Consider the following 14024-nt stretch of genomic DNA (forward strand, 5'->3'; position numbering starts at 1 on the left):
CAGCGACTTACTTGGAGAATGTGGGGTGATGTTACTCTTAATGATCTGTCGGTTCTCGTTGGACTGAACGGCGCGGGTAAGTCAAACTTCTTAGATGCATTCGCATTTATTTCAGATGCTTGCAACAACACCCTCGACGCTGCTCTTCGGAACCGTGGTGGAGTTGGGGCCGTGCGACGGAAATCCGGAGGGCATCCAGTAAATTTCGGTATGTCATTCTTTGTAAATCTGGATGAAGGAAGAAATGCTTTCTACGCATTTGAGATATCTGCTTTGCCTGGAGAAAAATTTGAAGTCAGAAAGGAAGTTGCTTCGATCTCCGATCCTGACCCAACCAAGTCTTATGATTATAAAGTCGAACGAGGAATGATAATATCAATGACGGATATTGGCGTGAAGCCTGATATTCGACCAGATCGACTTTTTCTTACAAGTGTTGCGGGGTTAAAGCCGTTTGATCTACTTTTCGATGCGATGTCGAGCCTAGTGGTTTATGACATCAACCCAGATGATTTCCGATTTCCACAGCCACATGAGGCGGGAAGCTCATTGAACTCGTCGGGGCAAAACTTAGCGGCGGTTCTCCGAGAAGTAAGCAACGAGTCGCCGATGATTTATGATCGAATATCAGAATATCTAAAGCGGATTGTGTCCGGAATCGAGCGCGTCGAAGTGAAGTCTCTTGGCCCCACCGAAACTATTCAATTTTCGCAGAATGTGCAGGGCGGTTCATCGCCTTGGAGATTTGATGCTTTGAATATGTCTAATGGCACCCTACGCTCTTTGGGGGTATTAACGGCCCTATTCCACCAAAAAATGCATCGGAATTCAAGGGCTGCATTCACAGGAATTGAAGAACCTGAAGGCACTATTCATCCAGGCGCAGCGGCTGTACTTATGGATGCTATATTGGAGGCGGCAAAGTCGAGCCAAGTGATTTTGACAACGCACAGCCCCGAGCTGCTGGATCATTCTGGGGTGCGCGATGATAATCTCTTGGTAGTCACCAGCGAACGAAACGAGACGAGCGTTGGTCATGCGGACGAAGCTTCTCGTAGAGCTATGAGAGATAGCCTTATGACCGCTGGAGAGCTACTTCGAGCCAACCAACTGGCAGTCAACAAGAAAGAAAGGGTTAACCTCTCACAAGCAAGTTTGTTCGCGCAATAACATGAGCTTGATTTTTCCAATTGTTGAAGGGCATGGAGAGGTTGACGCGGTTCCCCTTCTAGTCAGAAGAGTTTTGCACGAGGAGCTGCTTATTTTCGACTGCAGTATAATCACTCCATATAGGCTTCCCAGATCTAAAATAGGAAAATTTGACGACGATCTCCTGAAAGCTGTGCAGTTCGGCGGTCTAAAAATTGCGGGGGGTGCTGGCGGAGTTATGATAGTTGCCGACGCCGACGACGATTGCCCAGCAGAAATGCATGGCAGATTCATCGAGTTCTGCAACCAGAATGGATTCAACTTTCCAGTTTCGTTCGTTCTTGCAAACCGAGAGTATGAGGCTTGGTTTATTGCATGTGGAGAAAATATGAGGGCGCACGAATGGGTGAGAAATGATGCACCTTCGCATGATCAGGCGGAGACGATTCGGGGAGCAAAAGGTTTTTTCGATAGGGAGATACTCATAGAGGGACGAACATACTCTGAAACTGTTGATCAGTCGAAGTTCACCGCTCAAATTGACTTAAGTGTCGTTAGAGGCCGGTGTCGTTCATTTCGAAAGTTATTGGCGGAAGTTGAGCGCCTTGCAACTACCTGAATAGCTCCCAAGAGGACAACAGAGAGTGGCAGCGTTTGCCAGTTTGCTTTCCACGCATTGCAGCCGCTCCATGGAGACGACAAGGGGCTGCTATCAACAAATTCCAAGAATGCAATGCAGCAACCTCACAGGCGGCTCCCCGCCCTGCAGGTCGGCCCGGGGGCGATGGCGCGCTTCGTCGCGCGGCACCTGCAAACGGCAGCTAGGTCCCGCATCACTACCATGCCTCTCGCGTGTTTTGCTGCGTCACGTGTCGAGGGGCGGCTTTGGAGAATGCGGGCATGCAGCATCTCGCTGAGCCGAACGGCAGGTAAGGGTCGGCCAGCAGGAAATCTGTTGACCGGCTTCCGGACTACAGGTCTATCCCCTCTGACAGTGTCAACGCATCGTCAAGGTCGACGCCGAGGTATCGAACTGTGCTGTCCATCTTGGTGTGGCCCAGCAGAAGCTGAACCGCCCGCAGGTTGCCGGTCCTCTTGTAGATCTGCGCCACCTTTGTCCGACGCATCGAATGCGTGCCATAGGCGCTCGGCTCGAGCCCTATCGACGTGACCCATCCCCGCAAGATGCGCGCATATTGGCGTGTCGACAAATGAGCGCTGTGGTGGAGGCGGCTGGGCCAGAGATACTCCAGCCCAAGCATCTCAGGATCGGCGATCCAGCGATCAAGCGATTGGCGCGTCGTTTCGGTGATCTCGAAGCGAACCGGCTTGCCCGTCTTGCTCTGGGTGACGGAGGCGCCCTCCTTGACTCTCCCCGCCGTGAAGACGGCGCGGACCTTCAGGCAGACAAGGTCGCAACCCCTAAGCTTGCTGTCGATAGCCATATTGAACAACGCCAGGTCGCGTCGGTTGTCTGCCATCTCCAGGCGGACTCGGATCGACCATACGTGTTTCGGCAGCAGCGGGCGCTTCTGGCCGATGATGCACCCCTTGTTCCAGGCAGGATGTTCAGGCCGGAGTACTGGAAGATAGTCAGCGGACATGGCGTTACCTCCTGTCCTCCAGCCCCGCCCTGACTTCGGATGATCCGACAAGCTCGATGATATCACGAGATGTCCGAGTCGTTCTGCGCAGCCTCGCGGGCGGAAAGCGGACATGCAGCGTTGCAGCACCGCAACCGCGGCATGTCGCACAATCCGATATTCAATTGGAAAGACCGGGCAACTCAATCGGTTGAATTTCCCCATAGAGCCGGCTGCTTACGTTGCTCCAGCAGGCGGCAACTACTTCAAAGCAACTGATCGACGTTCGCCAAAGTCGTATTGGTCAGCGGCGGAGACTTAAGCACGTCGCGCGATAGGTCCGGATCCGGGATGCTTGTTTTAATCAACGTATCCAGCCTTTCGAACCACTCGCCATCGTTCGAGGCAAAGAGGTTGTACAGCGCCTCATTGCGAGTCTTACAACGCCACTCTTTGTACTTTGCGCCGCAGTACTTTACTGCGGCCGTCATGATGTGCCAACGAAGCTTAGAATACTTGCCATCGAACCGCTTATTCGAGGTGAGCATCCTCAGGCGATAGTGGCAGAAGCAGGCGGTGTAGTAATCTTCTTCCGGTTTCCTGCACCAAAGACCTCAGACAGTAGCTCTCCAGTCAGGCGATTAGGGTAGCGGCTCGCCAGATCAGGCCGCATCATCACCGTCGCAGCATAACATCGCGCTGTCTCCCTGACATCAAAAATCCTGACTGGAGCCACATTTTCGGGCCCATACTGACCTTTCCGGCGTTCGAAGTAGAGACGATTGGCTTCGCCTGCGCCGCGAGCATTGAAATATCGCTCCAAATCTCGAAGCGTTGCCATGGTTGAGACGAACTGAGCATCTTCCACCTTAGACTGACGGTTCGTCGCTCGGACAATATCATCAATCACGGCAGGGTCATCAGCCTCAATCAACTTCACCATCAGACTCACCGTGTCATCCGTTTGATCGTCAAGCGCGATAAGCACATTCGATGTCTGACCGATGTCTGACAGCCGTTCACGATCTGGAAGTCCCTAATATAGATTTCCTGACCGGAAGGCCGAACGCTCGACGCAACGATGGTTACCCCATTGTTCATAAGGCCAAATCGAGCCTTTTTGTTAGCATCACCAAGAGTTCCTGCAATTTCGGCGTTCACGTCTGCGTCGACGCCGAGGAAATCACGCACGTTTTCTTCGAAAAGTTTTTTCCGAGGTACTCCGTGCTGATCCTTAAGGATTGCTTGGATGAAACTTCGCGCCTTCACCGTGGCAACATATGCGTTGTTGATGCTCTGAGCTGCCGGGAATGGCGCATATCCAACAGTCGTTAGGCTGGCTTCGACGGGGCCATCAGCCGCGAGCCAGTACTCGTGGATCACGTCGCGATGAGCTTTAACTAGCTTTGTGTCATTCGAATAACCCAACGCCCCGATCGCAATTAGGCCAGCATCGAAGGCTGCGTTGATTTCCACTGCATCAGTGTCCGGCGCAGCAGTGAAGAAGTATGTGTGCAGGTCTGGAAGGCCGCCCCTTATACGGCCGATGTTCTTGAACAACAGCTGAAACATACTTTTGAAATCTGCCAAAAATTGGCTGTGCGGCTGTTTGGGGGCTTCGGACAAATAGTCTGTGATTGCCGCAACAAACGAGTCGATCTCCTGCTTCGACCAAGTCACAGATCGCTTGGCTTGTGTCAGGACGACCGTAACGTGAAATTCTCGACGGGACGACTTGAAAATCTCTTCAAGTTCGTCAGCGGAGAAAACTGCCCGGTCATCAAGAAAGAGAAGTGCACCGTCGATCCCCGGGTCAGCGCCATCGTACACCAAGTCCGTCGCTTCAACATTGTCGGCGGAATAGCGGGTGAAGGCGCAGTATGCGGTGAAAGCTTCGAAGTTTTTTGCGTCGTCGAAAGGGGAGGCAAAATTTGCGCAGAAAGTGTCGAAATAAGACTTTGTAACCAGATGCATGATGGATCCCAGCAGTGACGATGCTCGGGAAGCATATACGACCGTGCTGCAGCACAACAATCCAAAATGTACCTCTGGCGTCAGGATGCAACTTTACTGGCGCAACGAATGGTCCGAATGGCGTGCGGCTACGCAGCGTCGAGAGGGGCGACAGGCGGCTTTGGGCCGTCTTTGCCACCTTTGCCTCTCACGGCCACATCTGCGCCGCATGCAAAACCCGCAGGATCACCAGCGCTCCCCCGACCTCAGCATAGACCACAAGATAGTTAGGCCGGACGACCATTTCGCGTGTCCCTGTCACCCTGCCCGGCCGATACGCTCTAAGCCGATCAGGCAGCTTGCCAACCTTTGCCTCGATCTCATCCAGCAGCGCAAGTGCCGCTGTCGGATTGTCATCGGCGATGTACTCGAAGATCGAACGCAGGTCGTCACGGGCGGCTTGCCGCCATTCCACCTCAGGCACGGCGCTTCCGCTCGATCAGTTCGCGCATCTCTGCCATGACATCGGCATGACGGATCGTCGGCCGATCATCCTGAAGTGCTTCGCGCACCTTGGCACGAAACCACGCGTCATAGGCATCTGGATCGGCTGTCAAACCGGCCGGCAACCCGCCCTCCCGCGCGACGCGGGTCAGCAAGATGCGAACCGCATCCGACAGGGTCAGGCCGACGCCAGCCAGCGCCTCAGCAGCTTGGGCCTTGAGTTGGTCGTCCACGCGGACGTGCAGCATCGAAGTTTGTGCGGGCATGGTGGCCTCCTGTGCTTTCAGCATTGTATCTCAAATGAGACCCAGAAGCAAGGCATGGTCACCATCCGGTCACCTCCCCCGGATTCGACCAGATTGCACGATCTTCGACACCTTTGCACATTAGCACCGCCCGGTGGCCCGCTTCCCCCGACGCCTCGAATCCTAGACTTTCATGCAGTCTCGTGTCATCTCGTGCAATGGGGTGACAAAGCAATTTCTGGCTTCACATCGAAGATGTCAGCGGTTCAAATCCGTTATCGCCCACCATGATTCCCAGCGACTTAGGCCAGCGCATAGAATGCGCGCCTAGGTCGGCTGGATCCCTCCTCCCCCAGGCAGCTGGACGGCCGCGCATTTTCGCAGCCCCCGCCGGTTGTTGACGGCGGCGGCTCTGTCTAGCATCGCCGCGGACGATCGGGGCAACAGGGGCATGCCATGAAGCTAGGGACAATGTTCGCGGCCTTCGCCATCGCCGCCGGCCTGGGCCAGGCCGCGACGGCGCAAGAGATCGCGTTCTTCCGCATCGGCACCGGCGGCACCGCCGGCACCTATTACCCGATCGGCGGGCTGATCGCGAATGCGATCTCGAGCCCGCCCGGCCCGCGTGCCTGCGAGGAAGGCGGCTCCTGCGGCGTGCCGGGGCTGGTGGCGACGGCGCTGGCCACGAGCGGATCGGTCGGCAATGTGAAGGCCATCGACGGCGGCAGCCTGGAGGCCGGCTTCAGCCAGTCCGACGTGGCCTATTGGGCGCAGACCGGCACCGGGCTGTGGGAAGGCCAGCCGGCGGTCGAAAAGCTGCGACTGATCGCCAACCTTTACCCGGAAAGCATCCACCTGGTCGCCCGCGCCGATGCCGGCATCGCCTCGGTCGCCGATCTCAGGGGCAAGCGGGTATCGCTGGACGAGCCGGGCTCGGGCACGCTGGTCGATGCCAAGATCATCCTCGCGGCCTTCGGCCTGTCGGAAAGCGACATCACGCCGGAATATCTTCGGCTCGACCAGGCGGCCGGCCGCATGCGCGAGGGGACGATAGACGCCTTCTTCTTCGTCGGCGGCTATCCGGCGGGCGCCATCGCCAAGCTGGCCAGCCAGCAGGAGGTGGCGCTGGTGCCGATCGCCGGACCCGAGGTCGACGGGCTGCGCGAAACCTACACCTTCCTTGCCACCGACACGGTGCCGGCCGGCACCTATGAGGGGCAGGATGCCGATGTCGCCACGCTTTCGGTCGGGGCGCAGCTGGTGACAAGCGCCGACCAGCCCGAGGTGCTGATCCACGGCATCACCCAGGCGCTTTACAACCAGACCACGCAAAGGCTGCTCGCCGCCGGCCATCCCAGGGGCAGGCTGATCACGCTGGAGAATGCGACCCAGGGCGCGGGCATCCCCTTCCATCCGGGCGCCGAGCGTTTCTACAGGGAAGCCGGTCAGCTGGAATGAACCGGGTCGCGAACGGCCATGCCCGCGTCCATGGCCGGCGTTTGCCTTGCCAAATTATTTCCATTATACATGAATAATGGAAAAGAATCGCGTTCTCGACACGCTCGCCGCCCTGGCCCATGACATCCGGCTGGATGTGTTCCGCTTGCTGGTCCAGGCCGGTCCCGAGGGTCGGACGGCAGGCGAGATCGCGGATATGCTGAACATCCGCGCCAATACGCTGTCGAACAACCTGACCGTCCTTGCCGCGGCGGGGCTGGTGCATTCGGCGCGCGAGGGCCGCTCGATCCGCTATTTCGCCGGGATCGAGGCGATGCGCGGGCTGCTGGCCTTCCTGATGCAGGATTGCTGCGGCGGCCGGCCCGAGCTGTGCCAGCCGGTTTTGGACCAGATCGCCCGCAACGGCCGGAGGCCCGCCATGACCGACCATCCCTATCACGTCCTTTTCCTCTGCACCGGCAATTCGGCCCGCTCGATCCTGGCCGAGGCCATCCTGAACGCCGAAGGCAAGGGCCGGTTCCGCGCCCATTCCGCCGGCTCGTTTCCCAAAGGCACGGTCCACCCTCTTGCCCTGCAACTGCTCGAGCGGCGGGGGCATGACACGGCCGGGCTGCGCTCGAAAGGCTGGGACGAGTTTGCCGGACCCGAGGCGCCGCAGATGGATTTCGTCTTCACCGTCTGCGACGATGCGGCCGGAGAGATCTGCCCGGTCTGGCCCGGCCAGCCGATGACCGCACATTGGGGCCTGCCCGACCCGGCCGCCGCCACCGGCACTGAGGCCGAGCGGCACCTGGCCTTTGCCGAGACCTATCGCGCGCTGAAGAACCGCATCTCGGCCTTCGTCAGCCTGCCCATCGCCTCGCTCGACCGCCTGTCGCTGCAAGGCCATGTGGACCGGATCGGCCGGGCCCCCGATGCCCCCGCCGAAGGCTGATCTCCGGCCTTTCGCAGCGCGGGCCTGCGGGGCCACGATCGTCGCAATCGGCACCCCGCGCCGCCATAGCCTGGCCCCGGCGGATGCGCGGCGCATTGGTGAACGGCCCCGGCGACCTTCGCGCCCATCGCCAGGGACACCCGTCGGCGCGCTGGCGAACGGCCGGTGACGCTGGCACCGGTGGCCGTCGCCCGAACGCCTTGCCCCAGGGGACCGTGATCGCCTTCCGTCACGGCCCCCGGCAGTCCGCGTCGGGGTTCAGAACCGCCAGCCCCCGGCAAGCCGGATGCTGCGCCCCATCTCGTAAAGATTGGTCACGCCGCCCGACACGCTGTAGGGGGTGGAATGATCCAGGTAGCGCTTGTCGAAGATGTTCTGGATCGCCAGGCTGTATTCCTGCCCTTCCGCCGGCCGCCAGACCACCGACAGGTCATGCACGGCATAGCCCGGCAGTTCCTCGAGCGCGGTGAAGGCGGCGGGCAGGTCGTCCTCGGCCAGGACCAGGATGCTGGTCCAGGCGAATTGCAGGTCATGCGCGGCCATGGCATGGGCGATGTCCAGCACGAGCTTGTCGCCCTGGGGAGCCACGCCGTTCGACCAGTCGCCCGGCCCGACCGGAACGCCGGCGTAATCGACATCGGCGCGGGAATAGCTGAGGTCCAGGCTCCAGCCGCCCCAGTCCCGGCCAAGCCGCGCGGTAAAGCCCCGGCTGTCGATGTCGCCGCCGCGCGTCCGGGCATAGGGCATGCCGCGCTGCCCGCCGTAAAGGATCGAACCCTCGATGCGGGTGTCGAAGAGGATCAGCCCCGCGCGCCATCCATTGGCGTCGAAGGTGGCGCCGATCTCGGTGGTGCGGGCGCGTTCGCCCTCCAGCGTCGGGTCGGTGGCGGCGGCGTTGATCCCGCTTGTCAGCTGCGTTCCCGGCACCGGACGGACACCGCGATGCGCCTCGGACCACGAGGCGAAAAGCGACAGCCCCTGCGCCGTTTCAAAGCGCAGCCCGACATTCGGGCTGAGGTGGTCGCCGTCATAGACGTTCCCCGCCAGATCGGTCAGCGAGGTGCTGTCATAGCGCAGCCCGCCCGAGGCCAGCCAATGCCCGGCAAAGCCGTATTCGGCCTGCAGATACAGGCCATGCGTCTCGCCCGTCTCCGAGACACGCGGGCCCGAACCGGCGCGGCCGCGCGACTGTTCCCTCGTGTAGTCATAGCCATAGGTCAGCACCAGCGCCCCCAGTTCCGAACGGTTGCGGATATCCAGGCCGCTGGTCAGCCACTCGCCCTCGGACGGCGAGGCGGTCAGCCGCTTCAGCGCGCTGCGGTTGTCATAGGCGCGCAATTCCAGGTCGATCAGCGGGTTGCCCGCCGGAGCATAGGAATAGCGCAGGCTGGTGGTTTCGCGGATGAACTCCTGGTCCTGCGGCTCGGCATCCGGCAGGCCGAAATTGGCCTGCGTGGCGCGCATGCCGTTATCCTCGCGCCGGTTGTGGGTCAGGGCGATCTCGTGGTCCGGGGCGGGACGGAAGCGCAGCTTGACCAGGCCCTCGGCGGGTTCGTCGTCGCTATAGGGAACCTCGTTGCCGCCGCCGTCCTTGTAATTGCCGGCCCAGGTCTTGGACCCATAGACCAGATAGGAAAAGCGCTCGTCCGGCCGGCCGTAGAAGCCCAGGGACGGCGAAAGCCGGTCGCCATTGCTCTGCCCGGCGAAACGCAGCATCACCCCCTGCCGCTGCCCCGGCAGAAGCAGATCCTCGGCATCCTTGGTCTCGTAGCGGATGGCGCCGCCCAGGGCGCCCGGACCGGCCAGCGCGCCGCCGGTGCCCGCCTCGACCTCGACCCGCTTCAGCATGAAGGGGTCGATGCCCATGTTGCCGTTGTGGCGAAACAGGTTGCCGCTTTGGCGGGCGCCGTCCACGGTGACGTTGAGGCTGGTTTCCTCGATCCCGCGGACATAGACCCTTTGCGCCGTGCTGCGGTCGGCGCCGCTGACACGGACCTCGGGCTCGGCGGCATAGAGATCGTTGAGCGTCAGCGGCTGGCGCTGCGCGATCCTTTCATCGGTCACGGACTGACCGTCCGCGTCGGTTCCGGCCTTGAGATAGATCGTTTCCAACCGCACCGTGTCCTCCTGGGCCGCGGCAGAGGTCATCGCCAAGGCCGAAGCCGTGGCCAGCCCGGCGGCCAGGCAAGCCCGGCGCCCTTTTCCCGAAATCAACCTTTTCACAATCATCTGTTCCTTCGCCTCCGGCAAACCCGATAAATTTTCTTGGGTATGCAGGCTTGTATCAGCCGGGCGGGGGGCGGTCTGTTTCGCCCCGGCCAAAAGCCGTCGAGAAACGGACAGGGCGCGATCAGGATCCCGGACGGCGGCCGCGCCCGGTCGGGGCGGCGCTGTCGCGCAGGAAGTCCGAGGGGGTCATGCCCGTCACCTTGCGGAACATGGCGGTGAAGGCGCTCTGGCTGGCATAGCCCAGGTCCAGCGACACGGCCAGCACCGACTGCCCCTCGGCCAGGCGCGCCATCGCCTCCATGATCCGCAGCCTTTGCCGCCATTGCCCAAAGGACAGCCCGGTTTCGCGCAGGAACAGCCGCGCGAGCGTGCGCGCGCTCATATGCGCGGCATCGGCCCATTGCTCCAGCGACCGGCCGTCCTCGGGGTGGCGCACCATCCGGTCGAGCAGCGGCCCCAGCCGGTCGTCGCCGCTTAGCGGCAGGTGCATCGCCGCCATGTCGCGGGCGCTGCGGATCTGGTCGGCGATCACCTGATACACCCGCGCATCCGCCCCGACAGGCAAGGCCTCCGCCCCGCGGCCAAGCGCATAGGCGATCAACTCGGCCAGCAGCGGCGAGACGGTCATCACCTTGGCCCGGCCCGGCATGTCGCGGCAGATCCCGGCATCGACATAGGCGTTATGCACCTCGGTCGCGGCAATCCCCTCGACATAATGCAGCACGCCGGAGGGGATCCAGATCGCCTGTCGGGGCGAGGCGGTCCAGATCTCGCCCTCGGTCCAGATCCGGCAGCGGCCGCTGCGCGGGAACAGGAACTGGCCGCGGGCATGGGCATGGGGCTTGCAGGCCTGGCCCTCGTGCAGGCGGGTGATGCGCAGCAGCAGCGGTGCGCTCCAGCTGTCGATCTGGCGCAGGCGCCCGAGTTCGGGGCCGGCAAAAGCGGTCGTCCGGTCCTGGGCAAAGCCTGGCATGGTCGCGGGATACCTCCTGATCCGCCATGCCTAGAATACCTGAGTGTTAAGGTAAATCATTTCGGGCAGCGATGACTTGTCGCGCCCCGGCAGCCCCCCGCCTAGTTCGATCCCAGGTGGCGCAGCCCGTGGGTCACGTCGGCGCGCACGGCAAGCCGCAGCCCCGGCTCGTCCCCCGCCCGCAGCGAGGCCAGGATCATGCGGTGATGGCGCGGCGGCTCGTTGCGCTTCATCCGCCCGTAAAGCGCCCGCATGGTCGGGCCCAGCTGCAGCCAGACCGTCTCGACGATGGCCAGCATCGCCGGGGCCTGGGCGCGCAGGTAAAGCAGGCGATGAAACTCCAGGTTGGTGCGGATATAGCCCACGGCGTCGTGCCGCTCGGCCGCCTCGCCGATGGCGGCGTTGATGACGGCCATGCGCTCGATCAGGGCCTGATGGGCGCGCGGCAGGGCGCGGGCGGCCAGTTCCGGCTCGATCAGCCCGCGCAAGGCGGCAAGCTCCTCGATCCGCTCGACCGACAGTTCCGGCGTGGCGATACGCCCCGAAGAGGACAGCGACAGCGCCCCCTCGGCCCCCAGCCGCCGCACCGCCTCGCGCGCGGGCGTCATCGAGACGCGATGCTCGGCCGCGATGCCGCGCAGGGTCAGGGGCAGGCCCGGCGGCAGCTCGCCCAGCATGATGCGCTGGCGCAGGTTGCGATAAAGCCGCTCATGGGCCGAACTTTCCGAGGAACGCGAAGCTGTCATGCGCCATCTGTGATCACAAATGCGGGCGCCGTCAAGCCGCCTCGATCAGGAACGAAAGCGCCAGGCCAGCAGTTCATGCCCGTGCCGGCGCAGCCAGTCGCGATGGCGGGCGTAATCGGGCATCAGCCGGCCGGTTGCGGCCCAGAAGGCGGCCGAATGGTCCATGTGCAGCAGATGCGCCACCTCATGCGCGGCGACATAGTCCAGCACCTCGGGCGGCGCCATGGCCAGCCGCCAGGAAAACATCAGCCGCCCGTCATGGGTGCAACTGCCCCAGCGCGATCGCGTGTCGCGCAGCGCCAGCGCGCGAAACCCGCGCCCCAGCGCCGCGGCATGACGGTCGCAGGCCCGGCTCAGCCGCGCCTGCGCCAGGTGCTTCAGCCAGGCCTCGACCAGCAGGCCGGCGGGACGGCCCTGCGGGACCAGCAGCAGCGCCTCGGTCAGTTCCACCCGCCGCCCGTCATGGGGCACGATCCGGCGCGGGCGCCCCTGGACGGGCAGCAGGGCGCCCGGTTCGACCACGCAGAGCGGCGGCATCCCGGCGCGGGTCTGCCGCAGCCATTCGGCCCGTGATTCGGCAAAGGCGCGGCCGTCCGACAGGCTGGTGCGGCTGGGCAGGGTCAGCACCACCTCGCCCCCCGCGCGCGCCACGCGCAGGGTCATGCGCCGCGCCCTGGACGAGCGCCGCAGCGTCACCGGAATGTCGCCTCCGACCAGAATCCTGTCCATCCGTTCCCCCATCTTGCGAAGGGCCGCGCCTCTGCCCATCTTTCCCCCGCACCGCCGGCCGGCCGCAAGGGGGAAAAGGCTTTGACACCCTGCCCCGGCTGTGGCAGGGGACAGCGGATTTAGCTGAACGCGGCAGAAAGAGAACAACCATGCCCAAAGAGGAATGGGGCACGAAACGCCTTTGCCCCCATTGCGCGACGCGCTTTTACGACCTGATGAACGACCCGATTACCTGCCCGGCCTGCGGTGCGGAATTTACCGTGGAAAGCCTGACCAACGGTCGCTCGCGCTCGCTGATCTCGGAAAAGACCGCTGCGCGCGACGCGGACCAGGCCGACCTGGCCGAGGACGAGGATCTGGACGACGACGCCGACACCGGCGATCTGGACGACGATCTGCTGGACGATGACGACGACGATGGCGACATGTCGCTGGACGACATCGCCGACGTGCCGGACAGCGACGACGAATAGATCCGCGTCCTGACCAACCAGAAGGCCCCGGAGCGCGACCGCGCCGCCGGGGCCTTTCCCATCGGGCCATGGCAGGGTCCGACGGGTATCGTCGATCTTGGCCCGGCCTTCGCCGGCCGGTGCGGCCATAATGAGGGCACGCGCCCGCCCAGGGGCTGGCGTAGGCTTAGCGGCAGGGATCAGCCGTTGCCTTCGCCACCATCGCCGCCGGAATCACCGCCATCGGAGCCGCCATCCGAACCACCGTCGGAGCCGCCGTCCGCGCCGCCATCCGCGCCTCCGTCAGAGCCCCCGGTGCCGCCATCCGATCCGTCCGAACCGCCGTCGGAGCCGCTGTCGGAGCCGCTGTCGGAGCCGCTGTCGGAGCCGTCCGAACCATCGCCATTCTCTCCGGTTCCGTCGCCAGTCCCGTCGCCAGTCCCGTCACCCGTATCGCCGCCCGTATCACCCCCTGCATCCTCGCCGGGTTCATCACCGGCGCCGGGCCCATCCTGGGTTTCCGAGACGGTCGGCCCGCCCTTGCCGCTTTCGTCCGGTTCGGCGCGAAGTTCCACGCCGTCCACAGAGATCAGGCTGCCATTGGCGATGCTGTAGACCAGTTCGGTGGGCTGGCCGTTGCGCTGCGCATTGATCGTCAGGATCGGGCCCTCGCGCAGGATATGCACGTCGCTGAAGCCCTGCGCGATCAGCGTCCGCGCGATCTCCTGGTCATTGTCGAGCTGCTCCAGCAACGGGTAATCCGGCTCGAGAACCGCGCCCACCGGCGCGCTCGGCTCGACCGCCGCGCCCGGCGCGATGGCGGTGTTGCCCGAGGGCGTCTCGATGACGGTGGTATTGCCATCGATCACCTCGCCGCTTTGCGCAAGTGCGGTGGAGCCCATGATGGCGCCAAGCGCCAATGCCTTGCCGCCGACCAGGGCGGTCGTCAAACTGCGTTTCAGCATGACTCTTACCTCCTTCATGCTCATCGGGTCTAAACCCCGGCGAGCGGTAAAGGGTTTCGTCGCGCCGGATCGCATCCGCGTCATCCCGCGCAGCTGCGTATCGT

General features: G+C 62.7%; 16 protein-coding genes. 5 read left to right on the plus strand and 11 right to left on the minus strand.

Going from position 1 to position 14024, the window contains the following annotated elements; all coding sequences use genetic code 11:
- Both FE811_RS12545 and FE811_RS12550 read left to right on the plus strand, forming a co-directional pair.
- On the plus strand, positions 1-1170 hold a 1170-nt coding region (locus tag FE811_RS12545; RefSeq protein WP_219848881.1), incomplete at its 5' end, for an AAA family ATPase.
- A gap of 1 nt (position 1171) precedes the next feature.
- Positions 1172-1768, plus strand: coding sequence for a DUF4276 family protein (locus tag FE811_RS12550; RefSeq protein WP_140847812.1), 597 nt, complete (start codon positions 1172-1174; stop codon positions 1766-1768).
- A gap of 352 nt (positions 1769-2120) precedes the next feature.
- On the opposite strand, the gene FE811_RS12555 is transcribed toward FE811_RS12550, so the two are convergent.
- The 6 genes from FE811_RS12555 to FE811_RS12570 all read right to left on the minus strand — a co-directional run bounded on the left by FE811_RS12555 (position 2121) and on the right by FE811_RS12570 (position 5455).
- On the minus strand, positions 2121-2753 hold the full coding sequence (locus FE811_RS12555; protein ID WP_140847814.1) for a tyrosine-type recombinase/integrase: 633 nt from the start codon (positions 2751-2753) through the stop codon (positions 2121-2123).
- A 245-nt stretch (positions 2754-2998) separates the two neighbouring features.
- Positions 2999-3280, minus strand: coding sequence for a hypothetical protein (locus tag FE811_RS27890; RefSeq protein ID WP_219848882.1), 282 nt, complete (start codon positions 3278-3280; stop codon positions 2999-3001).
- Between the two features lie 2 nt (positions 3281-3282).
- Positions 3283-3675, minus strand: a complete 393-nt coding sequence (locus FE811_RS27895) for an AIPR family protein (protein ID WP_255469730.1) — start codon at positions 3673-3675, stop codon at positions 3283-3285.
- Between the two features lie 5 nt (positions 3676-3680).
- Positions 3681-4706 (minus strand): AIPR family protein, encoded by a 1026-nt coding sequence (locus tag FE811_RS27900; protein ID WP_208861608.1) that lies wholly within the window; start codon positions 4704-4706, stop codon positions 3681-3683.
- A gap of 187 nt (positions 4707-4893) precedes the next feature.
- The gene (locus tag FE811_RS12565; protein ID WP_116222242.1) at positions 4894-5169 is read right to left on the minus strand and encodes a type II toxin-antitoxin system RelE/ParE family toxin; all 276 of its coding nucleotides are present in this window, start codon (positions 5167-5169) and stop codon (positions 4894-4896) included.
- Complete coding sequence (locus FE811_RS12570) at positions 5162-5455, minus strand: type II toxin-antitoxin system RelB/DinJ family antitoxin (protein ID WP_116222455.1); 294 nt, start codon at positions 5453-5455, stop codon at positions 5162-5164. The genes FE811_RS12565 and FE811_RS12570 overlap by 8 nt, the downstream gene beginning before the upstream one ends.
- Positions 5456-5890: 435 nt before the next feature.
- Here FE811_RS12570 and FE811_RS12575 point away from each other — a divergent pair, with 435 nt between their 5' ends.
- Positions 5891-6892, plus strand: a complete 1002-nt coding sequence (locus FE811_RS12575; RefSeq protein ID WP_116222225.1) for a TAXI family TRAP transporter solute-binding subunit — start codon at positions 5891-5893, stop codon at positions 6890-6892.
- 76 nt (positions 6893-6968) lie between these two features.
- Entirely contained in the window at positions 6969-7826 is an 858-nt protein-coding gene (locus FE811_RS12580) for a helix-turn-helix domain-containing protein (RefSeq protein WP_116222224.1), read from the plus strand.
- 258 nt (positions 7827-8084) lie between these two features.
- On the opposite strand, the gene FE811_RS12585 is transcribed toward FE811_RS12580, so the two are convergent.
- From FE811_RS12585 to FE811_RS12600, 4 genes are all read right to left on the minus strand, one after another.
- Positions 8085-10049 carry a TonB-dependent receptor domain-containing protein gene (locus FE811_RS12585; protein ID WP_166435542.1) on the minus strand — a complete coding sequence of 655 codons (1965 nt, stop codon included), beginning with the start codon at positions 10047-10049 and terminating at the stop codon, positions 8085-8087.
- Between the two features lie 127 nt (positions 10050-10176).
- Positions 10177-11028: an AraC family transcriptional regulator gene (locus tag FE811_RS12590; RefSeq protein ID WP_116222222.1), complete on the minus strand. Its 852-nt coding sequence runs from the start codon at positions 11026-11028 to the stop codon at positions 10177-10179.
- Between the two features lie 101 nt (positions 11029-11129).
- Entirely contained in the window at positions 11130-11774 is a 645-nt protein-coding gene (locus FE811_RS12595; protein WP_036758106.1) for a GntR family transcriptional regulator, read from the minus strand.
- A gap of 45 nt (positions 11775-11819) precedes the next feature.
- Positions 11820-12503: a M48 family metallopeptidase gene (locus FE811_RS12600; RefSeq protein ID WP_116222453.1), complete on the minus strand. Its 684-nt coding sequence runs from the start codon at positions 12501-12503 to the stop codon at positions 11820-11822.
- Positions 12504-12652: 149 nt separating this feature from the next.
- Between FE811_RS12600 and FE811_RS12605 the strand changes: the two genes are divergently transcribed.
- A complete protein-coding gene (locus FE811_RS12605) occupies positions 12653-12976 on the plus strand; it encodes an FYDLN acid domain-containing protein (RefSeq protein WP_116222221.1) in 324 nt (107 codons plus the stop codon).
- A 179-nt stretch (positions 12977-13155) separates the two neighbouring features.
- Here the strand turns inward: FE811_RS12605 and FE811_RS12610 are convergent, their stop codons facing one another.
- Positions 13156-13920: a hypothetical protein gene (locus FE811_RS12610; protein WP_116222220.1), complete on the minus strand. Its 765-nt coding sequence runs from the start codon at positions 13918-13920 to the stop codon at positions 13156-13158.
- Positions 13921-14024 lie beyond the last annotated feature (104 nt).

It is taken from the genome of Paracoccus sp. FO-3, assembly GCF_006386455.1.
GTDB lineage: Bacteria > Pseudomonadota > Alphaproteobacteria > Rhodobacterales > Rhodobacteraceae > Paracoccus > Paracoccus versutus.